Origin of the sequence: Amycolatopsis sp. WAC 04182, from assembly GCF_003947465.1 — a bacterium.
Taxonomy (GTDB): Bacteria; Actinomycetota; Actinomycetes; order Mycobacteriales; family Pseudonocardiaceae; genus Amycolatopsis.
Map to the genome: position 1 here is coordinate 497989 of NZ_QHJJ01000002.1, position 15377 is coordinate 513365.

Genomic DNA, 15377 nt, shown 5'->3' on the forward strand with positions numbered 1-15377 from the left:
TTGACGCAGTGTCCGGCCGTACCAAATTAATCCTCGCGCTCACCGTGCTCGCCCTCTTCGTGGCGGCCGCGGTCCTGCTGCCGATCCCGAGTCCGGCCGGGCTGCGGGCCTGGGCGGCCGAAACCGGCCCGGCCACCCCGCTGGTGTTCTTCCTGGTCTATGCGGTCCTGACCGTGGCACCGATCCCGCGCACCGTGTTCAACCTGGCGGGCGGGCTGCTGCTCGGCGCCACGACGGGCATCGTCGTCGGCATCCTGGCGACCATCGTCGCCTCCGCGCTCTCTTTCACCCTTTCGAGGGCACTGGGCCGCGATCTGGTCGTCCGGCACCTGCATCGGGCGAAGGTCCGCGCGGTCAACGACCGGCTTTCCGACGGCGGGGTCCTGGCGATCACCTCCCTACGGCTGATCCCGATGGTGCCGTTCGCTCCGTTCAGTTACCTGTGCGGAGTGTCATCGGTCCGTTTCGCCCCGTATCTGATCGGGACCGCGCTCGGCAGCTTGCCGGGAACGATCGCGGTCGTCGTCCTCGGCGACGCGCTGACCGGGGAAACACCGCCCGCCCTGCTGATCTGTTACGCCGTGTTCGCCGCGGCGGGGGCCATCGGGCTCGCCAAGGTCTTCCGGCGCAAAGCCCGGCCGGTGCCCGAACCGAGCGGTGAGGAAGAATTGCCCGCCTCCGCACCGGCGAGCTGACGGGGAGCCGAAACCGCCGCCCGCTACACTCGATCGGGTGCGCGGGACCTGTCAGGTCGCGTAACGCCACCATCACCCGGGATGTGTTCGTCAAAGAATGTGTCAGGAGCAGTCGCCATCGACACCGGTCAGCTGATCGCTGGGCACTACCGCCTGGTCGAGCAAATTGGTAGCGGTGCCATGGGGGTGGTCTGGCGTGCCATCGATGTCCGCCTCGAGCGCTCGGTGGCGGTCAAGCAGATCCTCCCGCAGCCGGGTGTCTCCGAGGCCGAACGCGACAACATGCGCCAGCGCGCCATGCGCGAGGCGAAGAACGCGGCCCGGTTCCAGCATCCGAACGCGATCGTGGTGTTCGACATCGCCGAGCACGGCGGCGATCCCTGCCTGGTGATGGAGTACCTGAACGGCCCGAGCCTCTCGGCGATCATCTCCGAGGAAGGCACGCTGCCGCTGGGGCGCGTCGCGAAGATCGGCGAGCAGGTCGCGTCGGCGCTGGTCGCCGCGCATCGCGCCGGGATCGTGCACCGCGACGTCAAACCGGGCAACATCCTGATCGACGAGGCCGGTACCGCGAAGATCACCGACTTCGGCATTTCCCGCGCCGCCGGCGACATGACGCTCACCCAGACCGGCCTGATCGGCGGCACCCCGGCGTACCTCGCGCCCGAGCTGGCGCGCGGCTCCGACCCGGTGCCCAGCTCCGACGTCTTCGCGCTCGGCGCGACGCTCTACCAGGCGATCGAGGGCCAGACCCCGTATGGGAACAGCTCGAACCAGCTGGCGCTGCTGTACGCGGCCGCGAACGGCCAGATCAACCCGCCGCAGCAGGCGGGCCCCGCGACGGCGCTGCTGATGAGCCTTCTGCGCACCGAGCCGACCGAGCGCCCGACCATGGCCGAGGCCCGTGAGCGCCTCGCCGCACTGGCGGCGAACGAATCCGCCGCGGGCACGGCGGCGTCGCCGAGGCTCTTCGGAGCGGGCGGCGGTAGACAGCCCGCCGTGCCCGACACCCCGGGGCACGGCATCCCCGGCGGAGAGCGGCCGCCGTGGCAGCGGACCGACAAGCCCGCCCAGTCCGCCGCGGGCACTGCCCCGGCTCCGGCCAAGACCCACACGCCGACGGCCGCCTTCATCCCGATGCGCTCGCCGTCCGCCCCGCCGAACACGCCGCCGCGGCCGGTCGCCGCGATGAGCCCGCCGCCGTCCGCGGCCGCCCCGGTGCGGCCGTCCCCGGCCAAGCCCACCGACGCCAAGCGCAAGGCCGTCCTGTTCGCGGGCGCCGGTGCCGCGGTCGTGGTGATCGCCGTGATCGTGTTCCTGGTGCTGAATTCGGGCAACGGGACCGACAACCAGGGCGGTAACAACGCCGGGGCGAACCCGCAGACCAGCTCCTCGGCGCCCAAGTCGAGTGCGCCGTCCTCGTCGCGACCCGCGCCGGCGGGCCTGGGTAAGACCCCGAGCGAGAAGATCACGAGTTACTCGAGCGTGGGCGGGTTCCTGCTGGACTTCTTCGACACGGGCAAGATCGGCACGTCCGAGAGCTGGAACAAGCTCACGGACGCCGCCAAGGCCGTGTACGGCTCGGAGCAGGCTTTCGCCGATTATTGGGCCGCACACAAGGTCACCGGCTCGGAGAAGGCGCGAGCCGACAGCGGCGGCGGGAACCCCGACGGGTCGATCGACATGAACATCACGATCAACGGCGGCCCGCGTCCGGCGCTGCGGGTGATCCAGGTCGGCGGGCAATACCTCATCGACGCCGACACCCGGGTACTCGGCAACTGACGCAGCGTGGCGGTGGTGAGACCCGCCTCGCTGGTGGTAGGCCAATCGCCGCTCGTGGCTTACTGTTGCCGGTATGGCCGATAGCGGACCTTTCGGACCTGGCCAGAATCCTCGCTTCCAGGAGGATCTGGTAGGCCTCGACCCGTACGATCCCGAAGCCCGTGCCTTCGCCGAGCATCTGGACCGCATCGAACGCTGCGGCCCGAACTTCACCGTGGAAGCCTGCATCGACGGTGTCTCCGACTTCGCCGACTCCAGCAACCGTATCGGCGGTCTGCGCTGGTGGATTTCGGCACTCGTCGTGATCCTCATCGTGCTGGGCGTGATGGTCACCGCATGGGACATCATCGGCCGGGCCATCGCGTGGCTCGCGGGGTAACGTGGAACCGGTGAAAGGCATGAAACCCGTTGTCGGAGCCACGCCGCGCGTGGTCAAGTCCGAGCAGGAATGGCGGGAACAGCTCAGCCCCGACGAGTACGCCGTGCTCCGCCAGGCGGGCACCGAGCGCCCCTTCACCGGTGAGTACACCGACGAGAAGACCACCGGTGTCTATCAGTGCCGAGCCTGTGGCGCCGAGCTGTTCCGCAGCGACACGAAATTCGAGAGCCACTGCGGCTGGCCGTCGTTCTACGACCCCGCCGACACCGACGCCGTCCTCCTCCGCGAGGACACCACGATGGGGATGCGCCGGATCGAGGTGCTGTGCAAGTCGTGCCACAGCCACCTCGGGCACGTCTTCGAAGGCGAGGGCTACGCCACCCCGACGGATCAGCGGTACTGCATCAACTCGATCTCGCTGAAGCTCGTTCCCGAGTCGTAACCAACCGAAGCGAACCACCGCCCTTCCAGACGCGTTCTCGAGAAAACAACGTCGGGGAGGGCGGTGTCGTATGAACGAACCCTGGGGGATCTCGGGACCGGCTTTCGCGTGGCTGTACGGCTGCCTCGTCGTTCTGCCGTTTCTGTTCGCCGGACTGTGGGCACAGTCGCTCCGGCGTCGTGCCGCCGACGAGTGGACGCCGCCGGGCCCGTACCACCTCGCCGCGCTGGACGGTGGCACCGAGCGGGTCGCCGATGTCGTGGTGGCCACCATGGTCGCCGGTGAACGGATACGGCTGGACAGCCAGGGACGGCTCACTGTCCTCCGCGGCGGACAGGGAGATCCGCTCACGCGCGCCGCCACCGAACTCATTCCGCAAGCGGGTGCCGGCGGGCTCTACCGGTTGAAGAAGCTGTTGAGCCGGAGCGCCGCCGTCCAGGAAGTGCGCAACGAACTTCAGCTGAGCGGCCTGCAAGTGGACGAACGTCGCCGTCGCGCCGGATGGCTGGCGGCCTTGATCGTCTATCTCCCCGTGCTCGCGCTCGGGTTGGCGAGGTTGGCGAACGCCATCCCGCTGGGCCGCCCGGCCGGAGTGCTGGCGGGTCTCCTCCTCGCGGTGGTCGCGGCCATCGCCGGGACCGCCCTTCTCCAGCGGCCGAGCCGCACCGTCCTGCCGACCACGGCCGGACTGCGCGTCATCGGCGCGGCCCGGCGGAATCCTGCTCTGGTCCCCGGAGTGGCGGGCGCGGTGGCGCTCGGCGGCTTGGCGGCGTATCCCGATCCGGTGATGGCGGACATGCTGGTCAGGACCGGCGATGCCACCGCCAAGGGGTCGGCGGGTTCGTCGAGCGGTGGAACCGGCTGCGCGAGTAGTTCATCCTGCGGTGGAGGCGGAGGTGGGTGCGGTGGCTGACTTCCTGTGGCTCTACGCGCCGTCGATCGCGCTTCCTGTCACGGTCGCGGGGCTTCACGTGGTCTGGCTCCGGCGCGGCTTCCACGACGGCGGCGGGTTGCCGAGCGTGCGGCACGTGGCCGCCCTGGCGGGTGGCACCGCGCGGGTCACCGAAACGGTGGTCGCCTCGATGCTCGAACGGGACCAGGCCCGGCTCGGCGGTTCGGGCAGGATCTACCGCACTCCACTGGTTCCGGTCGACCCGCTGGGCCTGGAGCTCGCCGGTCACCTGCCCGCGTTCCCCGACCACGCGCTGCGGACGACGATGAGCCGCGGCCCGGCGATGCGGGCGCTGTGGACCGACTTGAGCCGGCGCGGCCTGGTCGTCGCCGAAGGACGGCGACGGCTCACGTGGAGGATCACCGCGGCCGTCTACGCCGTCCTTCTCGGGATCGGGACTGTCCGGTCGATCGCCACCGACGGCATCGTGGTCCTGACCGTGCTTCTCGTCGTCGCACTGGCCCTGCTGATCGTCGCCCTCCGGCTCGGCCGGACCGACTACGAGGGCAGGACGACGACCGCGGGCCGCGCGGTCCTGGCCGAGGCCGAGACGGATCGGAGCCTCGTTTCGGGTGCGGCGGGCGCGGTGGCCGTCGGCGGCTTCGGCGCATATCCCGATCGGGAGTTCGCCGCCATCCTGAGCCGCTGCTGACGGTCCAACTGCCGTCGTGAAGAGCTGCTCCGGATGTTCGAATCACGGAACCACGACCGGACGGAAAAGCGTCCGACTACGGTAAGTGCACCTGCTCGTGAAAGGCCCGTGCGATGGAAGACACCTGGGGCATCCCCGGACCCACTTTCCTGGCGATCTATGGCGCCCTGCTGGTGTTCCCGCTGGTCGTCGGTCTCCTGTGGACGATCGCGGTCAAGCTGGGCGTCAAGGCGCCGCGTGCCGCCGTGAGCGGGCCGGAGCCGACGGTGTACGAGCTCGCCTATCTCGCCGGCGGCCCGGACCGGGTGGTCGACACGGCCATCGCGGCGCTGGTCGACCGCGGGACGTTGCGGGTCAGCAGCACGAAACAGCTTCAGCTGACGGGCCCCGAGCCCGCCGACCCGATCGAAAAGGCCGTCGCCAAGGGTGCGCGGCCGGGGTACAACTCCACCACCCGCGGCATCCGCGACCGGCTGCGGATGTCGGGGCCGATGCAGGCGCTCGCCAGGGGGCTGGAGGAGCGAGGGCTCGTCGTCGCGGACCGGTCGCCCCGGATCCGCCAGGTCGTGTTCTTCCTGTACCTCGCCGTGCTCGTGCTCGGTGTCGTCCGCCTGATCGCCGGGATCTCCGGCGACCGGCCCGTCGGTTTCCTCATCCCGCTGCTGATCGCGGCCGTGTTCGCGACGCTGGTCGCGCGGGCGGTCAAGAACAAGCGGTCGGGCCCGCGGCCGACCAGCGAAGGCGGCCGGGTCCTCCACCGGGCCAGGTCCGCCCACGGCCGGGAGCGCAAACGCGGCATCCCCAACAGCACCTCGATGGGTGGCATGGCCGGTGGCGCGCTGCTGGGCGGCGCCGCCGCGGCGGTCGCGTTCGGCGGCCTCGCCTACTACCCGGACGAGGAACTGAGCGCGGCCCTGATCCCGCCACCGGTCTCCGGCGGTTTCGGTGGCGGTTCGTCCGGTGGCGGTTCCTCGTGCAGTGGCAGCAGTGGCGGAAGTTCGTGCAGCAGCGGTGGCAGTTCCTGCGGAGGCGGCGGCTGTGGTGGCTGACGGGCCGGGCAGGCTCGGGATCGGCATCGGCTGGCGGCACGAGCTGGACCTGTCGATCGCGCGGCTGCCCGGCGTCGACTGGGTCGAGGTCGTCGCCGAGAACCTGCACGCCGGGCACCTTCCGGAAACCCTGGTCGCGTTGCGCGACAAGGGAATGCCGGTCCTGCCGCACGCGGTGTCGCTGTCGCTGGGCGGGGCCGAGCCGCTGGACACCGCGCGCGTCGAGCATCTCGCGGAGGTCACCCGCGAGCTCGGCGCGCCGATGGCCAGCGACCACGTGTGCTTCGTGCGCGCGGGCGGGCTCGACTCGGGTCACCTGATGCCGCTCCCCCGCACCCGGGAAGCGCTCGACGTCCTGGTGGACAACGTCAAGCTCGCCCAGTCCATCGTGGAGGCCCCGTTCGCGCTGGAGAACATCGCGGCGGTACTGGACTGGCCGGACGCGGAGTTCACCGAATCGGAGTTCCTGCGGGAGCTCACCGACCGGACCGGCTGCCTGCTGATCGTCGACGTCGCCAACCTGTACGCCAACGCCCGCAACCTCGGCACCGATCCCGAACGGTTCCTCGACGAGATCCCGTGGGAACGGCTGGCGTACACGCATATGGCGGGCGGTGTCGAACGCGACGGCGTCTACCACGACACGCACGCCCATCCGGTGGTCCCGGAGGTGCTGGACCTGCTGCGCGAACTGCGGCGCCGCACCGAGCCGCCGGGTGTCCTGCTGGAACGCGACGACGACTACCCGTCCGACACGGAACTCGCGGCCGAGCTGGCCGCGTTGCGGGAAGCGGTCTCGCCGTGACGTCGCCCCGGGAGCGGCTCGCCGCCCAGCAGGCCGAGCTGCTCAAGGCACTCCTCGCCGGAGGCGACGCCCCGGCGGGCTTCGACGCGGACAGGCTCCGTATCGAGGCGAACGTCTTGCGGAACAAGCAGCGCAGGCTGGTCGCCTACCTGCGCCCGGATCTCGCCGAGGCCCTCGGCGACCGGTTCGCCGCGCTGTTCCGTGAGTACGCGACCAGCCATCCGAAGACAGACGCGATCCGCGCGCGGGCCTACGCGGACGCTTTCGGAACGTGGCTCGTGGAACGCGGCGAAGTCCCGAAGCCCCGGGGCCGGTTCGCGAGCTGGCTACGCCTACGCCGCGTTTAGAGGACTAAATGCGGGTCGGTCACCAGACCGGGCGGTCACTCCCCGGCACGTGCGTCGCTTCCGTCCACTGTGGATTCGAGCCCGGCAGCGTGCCGGCCATCTTGACCCGGGTGACCCGGCCGAGCTGACCGTCGACTTCTTCGAGCCATTCGCCGCCGTCGAAGCCGGTGGGCCCGGCTTCCTTGCGCCCCAAGGAGTTCAGCCACTCCCCGGTCCCGGCGAGCGAGGTCCGGACATGCCGGCTGCCGCCCTCGGTGGCCGCCCGGCGGAGCGCGGTCATGATCGCCGCCGCGGTGAGCCAGCCGGTCGCGTGGTCGAGCGCCTGCACCGGAAGCGGCCCCGGGCCGTCGAGCCCGGCCGTCTTGCCGCCCTCGTCGGCGATCCCCGACGCCATCTGCACCAGGCTGTCGAACCCGCGCCTGCGCGCCCACGGCCCTTCCCAGCCGTAGGCGGACAGGTCCGCGACGACGATTCCCGGCCGGAGTTCGGCGATCGCTTCCGGCGAGAAGCCCTTGGCCACCAACGATCCCGGCCGGAAACCCTGCAGGACGACGTCGGCGCGGGCGATCAGCTTGCGCAGCCGTGAACGCCCGGCTTCGGTCTCCAGGTCGACGTACGCCGAGAGCTTGCCCATCCCGGTGTCGACGGCCAGCGGCGGCACGGTCGGCAGCTGGGCCGACCCGATGTGCATGACGGTGGCGCCGTGCGCGGCGAGCACGCGGCCCGCGACCGGTCCGGCGATGACGTGGGTCAGGTCCAGGATCCGCACCCCGCCCAGCGGCCGGTCGGACTCGAACAACCGCACGGGTTCCGACGGCCCGAGCGGCCGGATCTCGGCGACCGGCAACGCGGACGAAGCCTGTCCTTGCTTGTGCGCCAGCCACTCCTCACGGGAGCGCAGCACGGCGGCGGCACCGCCGGCGCCGATGACCGCCGACTCGACCTCGTACTTCGACTTGGCCGCGACGACCTTCTCGAACGCCGCCCGGGTCGCGGGCACGCCCAAGCCCCAGCACACGGCGGAAACGTGACGCGGGTAGTTGCAGTGCAGCCGCACCCAGCCGTCGTTCGCCCGGTAGTCGCCGGACAGCGGCGCGCTGAACGGCACCGGCTCCCCGTCGACCCGGATGTACTGCTCGCTGTGGAACGACGCGGCGGCGTGCCGGGTGTCGACCGAGACCTTGCCCGGCTCGATTCCCCGCAGCCGCAACAGTTCCCCGGCGGCCAGCGTCGCGGCGGCGATACTCGTCGTCGCCGCCTCCTCGACCCGGAAGGTCCCGGGCAGCACCGACTCGGGGCCGGTGATCTCGACGGCGTCTTCGGCGAGGGGGTCACCGGTGAGCGTGGTCCAGACGCGGGTGTCCACGGAGGCCTTCACTAGGGCAGGAGCGCGATCAGCTCGGCGGGGGCCACCTTCGTCCCGGTGTAGAAGGGGATCTCCTCGCGCACGTGGAGCCGGGCCTCGGTGCCGCGCAGATGCCGCATCAGGTCGACGATGCGGTGCAGTTCGTCGGCCTCGAAGGCCAGGATCCACTCGTAGTCGCCCAGCGCGAACGACGCGACCGTGTTGGCGCGGACGTCCGGGTAGTCGCGGGCTTCCTTGCCGTGGTCGGCGAGCATCTTGCGGCGCTCGTCGTCCGGCAGCAGGTACCACTCGTAGGAGCGGACGAACGGGTAGACGCAGATGAATTTGCGGGCCTCTTCGCCGGCGAGGAACGCCGGGATGTGGCTCTTGTTGAACTCCGCCGGGCGGTGCAGCGCGACCTGGCTCCACACCGGCGCCGACGCGCGGCCGAGCGGGGTGTGCCGGAAACCGCTGTACGCCGCCTGGACCTGCTCGATCTCCTCGGCGTGCCACCAGATCATGTAGTCGGCGTCGGCGCGCAGCCCCGAGAGGTCGTAGACACCGCGGACGACGACGCCCTTGGCCTCCAGCGCGTCGAGGTACTCGGTGGTCTCCGCGGTCGCCTTCGCGCGGTCTTCGCCGAGCTTGCCCTGCTCGGCCCGGAAGACCGACCAGGCGGTGTAGCGGATGGTGTCATTGAGCTCGTTGTAGTTCAGCCGCGCCATACCGCCATCTTGGCACTGCCGGTGCTCAGGAGCCCTCGTGGGTCGGTGTGATCCCGGCGATGCGGCGGGCGGCCGCGTCGGCGGTGGCGATGCAGGCCGGGATCCCGACGCCGTGCAGCGTCGCGCCCGCCACGGCGAGGCCGGGGACGGCGGCGACGGCACGTTCGATCCGCTCGACGCGGACGAGGTGCCCGATGCCGTACTGCGGGAGCCCGCCACCCCAGCGGGTCACGAGGGTGTCGATCGGTTCGGCGGTGACCCCGGTCAGCCGGGCCAGGTCGTCGCGGACCACGCGGACGAGTTCTTCGTCGTCGGCGTGCAGTGCGTCCGGTTCACCGAAGCGGCCGACCGAGCCACGCACCAGCACCGGGCCTTCGCCGTACTGCGCCCACTTGCGGGAGGAGAAGGTGAACGCCTTGGCGGCGAACGGCTTCCCGGCCGCGTCCCGCTCCCCCGCGCCGATCAGCACCCCGGACGACTCGGGCAGCGCGGTCCCCGGCGGAAGCGCGAGCGCGACCACCGCCATCGACGCGAGTTCGACCTTCGCGAACACCGACGAGGCCACTCCCGCGACGCCGTCGAGCAGCCGTCGCGCCGGAGGCGCCGGGACGGCGAGAAGGACGGCGTCGGCGTCGAGGTCGTCGACCTTCCAGCCGTCGGCGGTGCGCTCGAGCGCCGTCACGGTGGTTCCGGTGCGGACCTCGGCGCGGGACAGCTCCGCGAGCCGCGCGATCAGCGTTCCGAGACCGCCCAGCAGGGTGCCGAAGACCGGCGCCGTACTCGGCGAGGCGGGCATGAGCGAGGCGGCGGCTTCGGTGAGCGAGCGCGCGCCGCGATCGATCGCGGACGCGAGACCGGGCATGGTCGCGCGCAGCCCGAGCCCGTCCGCTCCTCCGGCGTAGACCCCGCCGAGCAGCGGATCGACGAGCCGGTCCACGAGTTCGTCACCGAAGCGCTCACGCAGCAGCTCGCCGAGCGGCACGTCCTCCGCGGACGGCTTCAGCGGAGACAGCGACGCCTCGGCCTCGACCAGGGCGTGCCCCTTCTCCGACAGCACCCCCGCGACCGCGTCGGCCGACGCGGGGACACCCATGACCGTGCCCGGCGGCAGGCCGAGCACGGAACCACCGGCGTGGATCTTGGCTCGGGCCTTGGTGGGGTGGACGAGGCTTTCGCCCAGCCCGACCTCGCGGACCAAGGCGAGCGCCTCGGGACGCCGGGCGAGGAAGGCCTCCGCTCCGACGTCGTAGCGCTCCCCGGCGAGTTCCACCGTGCGGAGCTTCCCGCCGAGCGAGTCCGTCGCCTCGAAGACGACGATCCGGGCGTCTTCGCCGAGCAGCGTCCGCAGCCGGTACGCCGCGGTCAATCCCGAGATGCCGCCACCGACGACGGCGATGGTCCTCATTACAGCTCGTGCACCAGCCCGACCACGCGCGTCAGAACGTCCGGGTCGACGCCGGGCAGCACGCCGTGGCCGAGGTTGAAGACATGGCCGTCGGCCGCGCGGCCCTCGGCGTGGATGCGCCGGACCTCGGCTTCGAGCACCGGCCAGGACGCGTGCAGCAGCGCCGGATCGAGGTTGCCCTGGACGACACCGCCGCCGAGCCGCCGGACGGCTTCGTCGAGCGGGATGCGCCAGTCGACGCCGACCACGTCGGCGCCCGCGTCGCGCATGGCCACCAGCAGCTCGCCGGTGCCGACGCCGAAGTGGATCCTGGGCACGCCGTAGCCCGCGACCGCGGACAGCACCTTCGCCGAATGCGGCAGGACGAACTCGCGGTAGTCCCGCTCCGACAGCGCGCCCGCCCACGAGTCGAACAGCTGGATCGCGTCGGCCCCGGCGTCGAGCTGCGCGGAAAGGAAGGTGATCGCCATGTCCGCGAGACGTCCGGCCAGCTCGTGCCACAGCTCCGGCTCGGAGTGCATGAGCGCCTTGGTGTGCTCGTGGTTGCGGCTCGGCCCGCCCTCGATGAGGTACGACGCCAGCGTGAACGGCGCGCCCGCGAACCCGATCAGCGGCGTCTCGCCCAGCGACCCGACCAGCAGCCGGACCCCTTCGGCGACCCGCTCCACCTGCTCCGGCTCCAGCACCGGCAGCGCGCGCACGCCCGCGGCGTCGCGGATCGGCTCGGCGACGACCGGGCCGGTGCCCGCGACGATGTCGATGTCGAGGCCCGCCGCCTTGAGCGGGACGACGATGTCACTGAAGAGGATGGCCGCGTCGACGCCGTGACGGCGGATCGGCTGGAGCGTGATCTCGGCGAGCATCTCGGGGTCGAAGCAGGCTTCGAACATCGAGGTGCCCTCACGCAGCGCCCGGTACTCGGGCAGTGACCGGCCCGCCTGGCGCATGAACCACACGGGGGTGTGGGCCGGGCGTTCGCCGCGCGCGGCGGCCAGGAACGGCGCACCGGGCAGGGCGCGACGGGCCGCGGGGACGGTCTGCGCGGGAGAAGCGACTGAAGGAGACATCACGGTTCATGGTGCCATGGGCGCTCGGAGGCCTTACTCTCGGCGCGCCTGCGCCCCGAACCGGACGATCGCGTCTTACAGTCGGTTGGTGACCGCGATGACGTCAGTACCCGATCTCTTCCGTGAAGCCGTCGCGGCGTTGCAATCGGTCCGGCCCCGCCCCGAAGTCCAGCTGGAGACGATGCGCCCGCCGCAGCGGCTGGCGCCGTGGTCGTACGCGGTGAGCTGCGAGGTCGAAGGGCCGGCGGACGTGCTGGCGTCGGGACGGCTGGTGCTGCTGCACGATCCGGAGGGCCAGGAGGGCTGGGACGGGGTCCTGCGGCTGGTCATGTACGTCCGCGCGGAACTCGACCGCGAACTGGCGACCGATCCCTTCCTCCCCGCCGTGGGCTGGTCCTGGCTGACCGACGCGCTGGAGAGCTCCGGCGCGGATTGGACGGCGCTGGGCGGCACGGTCACCGAGACGTCGTCGGCCCGCTTCGGCGACATCTCCGGGCCCGCGCGCACCGACGATCTGGAACTCCGGGCCTCCTGGACGCCGACGGACGCGGCACTGCGGCCGCACGGGCAGGCGTTCTGCCAGGTGATGGCGAGCGTCGTGGGGCTGCCGCCGGTCGGCGTGACCCTCTTCGAGCAGCGCCAGTCCTCCTGAAGCGGCTTCGGGCACCTTTCCCCAGTACATGAAGGCCCCCTTCCTTGCGCCTAGGTACAGGAAGGGGGCCTTCATGTACTTCAGCCGAGCACATCGGCGCCCCGAACCGGCGGCAAGTCCGTGAAGGCCTCCTTGGGGGACTCTGGGTCCCTCAAGGAGGCCTTCACGGACTTGCGACACCCCCTCGACACCGTCGGCGACGGTCCCGACACGCCGGATCCCAGCAATCGAGACATAGCATTTGGGTTATTTTGCGATTTCCGGCCAGCTAGCGACGCTAGGAAAGCTAGCGATACTAAAGGTCCCTTGCTCCCGCCTGCGAATCCGTGAAGGCCTCCTTCCCTACGCTCAAAGTAGGGAAGGAGGCCTTCACGGACAGCCGCGACGCTCGCGAAGCGCCCGAGAACGCCTCGACTGCTCCGTCTGCGAGCCCCTGAGAGCGTCTGTACGCCACTGAGCGACCCTTCAGGGCCATCTGGACTAGACCAGCTCCGACCAGCGCGGAGCCGCCCATCCAGAGGTCTGGACCACCCCGTTCGTGCTAACCCGGCTGTCACCGTCAGCAACAAGATCAAACCCGGCCACGAGCACCCCGAGACGCTTCCGGAGCGTCACCGTCATCGTCACCGAGCGGAGCGATCATGACTCTCCGCGAAGTTGATCAAGTCCCATGCCGGGGCCGCTTTCCGGCCCTCGGCACCCCGCCTGCCGAGGGTCCCGGGCAGAGGCACCGGCAGGTGCACGGCCCATCTGCACAGTCGGTCGAGCCCCGGTAACTCAAGTCCATCGTGTTCTTTCGGCGATGTGTTAGCCACCGGCTGTGTACTAGCCCGATCGTGTTACGACGAACTCCCTGAGTGACTACTCGTTTGAGATAGATACCCATTCGATCCCCCCGCGAAGGCCTCAGGGCGGCTACAGTGCCATCGACGACACCACTTTCGGTCTAAAGCTGGCGCGGCTAAACGGCCGAAAGTCCCGGTGCCGGTCGGGGGGCACGACCGACTCCAGGGAGGTAGTGACGTGGCTACCGTCGGCATTTCTCAGGCCGTCCGATCCACGCCAGCCGGTTCATTGCCGGCGAGCATGGTTCCGCACCCGCGGGAAGAGCTTTTTTCCGTGTTGGTGGTCGATGACCACCCGCTGTTGAGGGAGGCAATCTCAGCAAGACTCGCACAGATGGGTGCGGGCACCGTCCACGAGGCCGCCACGGTGGCCGAGGCGAGGGCGCGAGCACAGGCCACCGGGCCTTGTGACCTGGCGATCCTCGATCTCGGACTGCCGGATGGCAGCGGCATCGAGCTGGTTACGGAACTCCGTAGCCATGGCTGGCCTCGAGTAGTGGTGCTCGCTTCATCAGACGACCCGTACGCGGTCAGGTCGGCGTTCCAGGCCGGCGCCCAGGCATACCTGCTCAAGTCGGCATCGCCGGTCGTAGTGACCGACGGCGTCCGCAGGGTGCTCGAGGGCGGCGTCTACGCGGACCCGAGCGTCGCACCGGTCTTGGCCACCGGCACCCGGGTCGCGGGCACCGACAACACCCCGCGCGAGCTTTCGGCGCGCGAGGTCGAGGTGCTGCAGCTCGTGGCCGACGGCCAGAGCAACAAGGAGATCGGTGAGGAACTCAGCCTCTCCGCTCTCACGGTGAAGTCTCACCTCTCCCGCATCGGGCGCAAGCTCGGCACGGGTGACCGGGCTCAGATGGTGGCGCTGGCCATGCGTGCCGGCGTGATCCGCTGACAAAGGCGAACAGCCCTGCGGGGCGGGCGGACCAGGCGCGGCCCGCTCGTCCCGTAGGGTCTTCACCTATGGAAGGCGACCGACCCGGAGAACCGCAGACGGACCCGAAGACCGGCACCGATGACACCGGTGGACCGGTCCTCCTGCGTGAGCCCGCCGAGGGCACTCCACCGGTGATCGCCGACGCGACCGCCCTCGCCGAAGCCTGCGCGAAGATCGCGGGCGGCAGCGGGGCCATCGCCGTGGACACCGAACGCGCGTCCGGCTACCGATACTGGCCGAAGGCCTATCTCGTGCAGCTGCGCCGCGAAGGTGCCGGCTCCTTCCTCATCGACCCCATTCCGCTCGAAGGGCAGCTCGAACCCCTCGCGGAAGTGCTCAACAACGCCGAATGGGTGCTGCACGCGGCCTCTCAGGACCTGCCGTGCCTCGCCGAACTCGACCTGCACCCCAAGAGCCTCTTCGACACCGAACTCGCCGGACGGCTCGCCGGGTACGAACGGGTCGCCCTCGGCACCCTCGTCGAACTCCTCCTCGGCTACCAGCTGGAGAAGGGGCACAGCGCCGCCGACTGGTCGAAGCGCCCGCTTCCCGTCGACTGGCTGAACTACGCCGCCCTCGACGTCGAGCTGCTCATCGAGCTGCGAGAGAAGCTCGAAGCCGACTTGGCCGCCCAGGGCAAGCTCGAATGGGCCCAGCAGGAATTCGAGGCCGTCCGCACCGCGCCGCCGCCCGCTCCTCGGGCCGAGCCGTGGCGCCGGACGTCCGGCGTGCACAAGATCCGCAGCGCCCGAGGCCTCGCCGCCGTGCGCGAACTGTGGCAGGCGCGAGACGAACTCGCCCGTAAACGCGACCGCGCGCCGAGCCGGATCCTGCCCGACAGCGCGATCATCAACGCCGTCACCGCGGACCCGAAGACCGTCGACCAGTTGCAGGCGCTGCCGGTGTTCAGCGGCCGGGTCCAGCGCAAGTACACCGCGAGCTGGCTGCGGCATCTGCAGGCCGCCCGCGCGCTCCCCGCCGACGAACTGCCGACCCCGGCGCAGCAGACCGACGGGCCGCCGCCGGTGAACCGATGGTCGGACAAAGATCCCGACGCCGCCGCCCGGCTTTCGGCCGCCCGGGCCGCGCTTTCCGCGATCGCGGAGGACCGGCGGCTCCCGGTGGAGAACCTGCTGCTGCCGGAGCTGGTGCGCCGCACCTGCTGGCGTCCGCCCGCGGACCTCAGCGAGGACTCGGTCGCCCAGGTCCTCCGCGACGGCGGTGCCCGGCCCTGGCAGGTCGAGCTGACGGTGGCGGTACTGAGCAAGGCGCTCCACGCCACCGCCGCCTGACCC

General features: G+C 70.7%; 16 protein-coding genes. 12 read left to right on the forward strand and 4 right to left on the reverse strand.

What is annotated here, in order from left to right; all coding sequences use genetic code 11:
* Nucleotides 1-8 precede the first annotated feature (8 nt).
* The 9 genes from DMH01_RS09505 (at nt 9) to DMH01_RS09545 (ending at nt 7106) form a co-directional block, all read left to right on the forward strand.
* Complete coding sequence (locus DMH01_RS09505) at nt 9-695, forward strand: TVP38/TMEM64 family protein (protein WP_125675178.1); 687 nt, start codon at nt 9-11, stop codon at nt 693-695.
* A gap of 180 nt (nt 696-875) precedes the next feature.
* The gene (locus DMH01_RS09510) at nt 876-2480 is read left to right on the forward strand and encodes a serine/threonine-protein kinase (protein ID WP_233621503.1); all 1605 of its coding nucleotides are present in this window, start codon (nt 876-878) and stop codon (nt 2478-2480) included.
* Nucleotides 2481-2553: 73 nt separating this feature from the next.
* Complete coding sequence (locus DMH01_RS09515; RefSeq protein ID WP_125675182.1) at nt 2554-2859, forward strand: hypothetical protein; 306 nt, start codon at nt 2554-2556, stop codon at nt 2857-2859.
* Nucleotides 2860-2878: 19 nt separating this feature from the next.
* On the forward strand, nt 2879-3301 hold the full coding sequence (msrB, locus tag DMH01_RS09520; RefSeq protein WP_034318341.1) for a peptide-methionine (R)-S-oxide reductase MsrB: 423 nt from the start codon (nt 2879-2881) through the stop codon (nt 3299-3301).
* 70 nt (nt 3302-3371) lie between these two features.
* On the forward strand, nt 3372-4214 hold the full coding sequence (locus DMH01_RS09525) for a TIGR04222 domain-containing membrane protein (RefSeq protein WP_125675184.1): 843 nt from the start codon (nt 3372-3374) through the stop codon (nt 4212-4214).
* Nucleotides 4207-4905: a TIGR04222 domain-containing membrane protein gene (locus DMH01_RS09530; protein WP_158633201.1), complete on the forward strand. Its 699-nt coding sequence runs from the start codon at nt 4207-4209 to the stop codon at nt 4903-4905. Before DMH01_RS09525 ends, DMH01_RS09530 begins: the two co-directional genes overlap by 8 nt.
* Before the next feature lie 113 nt (nt 4906-5018).
* Nucleotides 5019-5954: a TIGR04222 domain-containing membrane protein gene (locus DMH01_RS09535; protein ID WP_125675188.1), complete on the forward strand. Its 936-nt coding sequence runs from the start codon at nt 5019-5021 to the stop codon at nt 5952-5954.
* Entirely contained in the window at nt 5944-6759 is an 816-nt protein-coding gene (locus DMH01_RS09540; protein WP_199745418.1) for a DUF692 domain-containing protein, read from the forward strand. Before DMH01_RS09535 ends, DMH01_RS09540 begins: the two co-directional genes overlap by 11 nt.
* Nucleotides 6756-7106: a hypothetical protein gene (locus DMH01_RS09545; RefSeq protein ID WP_125675192.1), complete on the forward strand. Its 351-nt coding sequence runs from the start codon at nt 6756-6758 to the stop codon at nt 7104-7106. The genes DMH01_RS09540 and DMH01_RS09545 overlap by 4 nt, the downstream gene beginning before the upstream one ends.
* Before the next feature lie 19 nt (nt 7107-7125).
* Here the strand turns inward: DMH01_RS09545 and DMH01_RS09550 are convergent, their stop codons facing one another.
* From DMH01_RS09550 to hemE, 4 genes are read right to left on the reverse strand one after another with little or no spacing between them, the layout of a single operon-like run.
* The gene (locus DMH01_RS09550) at nt 7126-8472 is read right to left on the reverse strand and encodes a CoA transferase (protein WP_125675194.1); all 1347 of its coding nucleotides are present in this window, start codon (nt 8470-8472) and stop codon (nt 7126-7128) included.
* 11 nt (nt 8473-8483) lie between these two features.
* Entirely contained in the window at nt 8484-9176 is a 693-nt protein-coding gene (hemQ, locus tag DMH01_RS09555; RefSeq protein ID WP_016332997.1) for a hydrogen peroxide-dependent heme synthase, read from the reverse strand.
* Nucleotides 9177-9201: 25 nt separating this feature from the next.
* On the reverse strand, nt 9202-10581 hold the full coding sequence (hemG, locus tag DMH01_RS09560) for a protoporphyrinogen oxidase (RefSeq protein WP_125675196.1): 1380 nt from the start codon (nt 10579-10581) through the stop codon (nt 9202-9204).
* Nucleotides 10581-11648, reverse strand: coding sequence for a uroporphyrinogen decarboxylase (hemE, locus tag DMH01_RS09565; RefSeq protein WP_125675198.1), 1068 nt, complete (start codon nt 11646-11648; stop codon nt 10581-10583). The genes hemG and hemE overlap by 1 nt, the downstream gene beginning before the upstream one ends.
* An 88-nt stretch (nt 11649-11736) precedes the next feature.
* Between hemE and DMH01_RS09570 the strand changes: the two genes are divergently transcribed.
* The 3 genes from DMH01_RS09570 (at nt 11737) to DMH01_RS09580 (ending at nt 15374) form a co-directional block, all read left to right on the forward strand.
* Nucleotides 11737-12300, forward strand: a complete 564-nt coding sequence (locus DMH01_RS09570) for a DUF3000 domain-containing protein (RefSeq protein WP_034318088.1) — start codon at nt 11737-11739, stop codon at nt 12298-12300.
* A gap of 1023 nt (nt 12301-13323) precedes the next feature.
* The gene (locus tag DMH01_RS09575; protein ID WP_034318331.1) at nt 13324-14040 is read left to right on the forward strand and encodes a response regulator transcription factor; all 717 of its coding nucleotides are present in this window, start codon (nt 13324-13326) and stop codon (nt 14038-14040) included.
* Between the two features lie 68 nt (nt 14041-14108).
* Entirely contained in the window at nt 14109-15374 is a 1266-nt protein-coding gene (locus DMH01_RS09580) for a ribonuclease D (protein ID WP_125675200.1), read from the forward strand.
* Nucleotides 15375-15377: the final 3 nt, after the last annotated feature.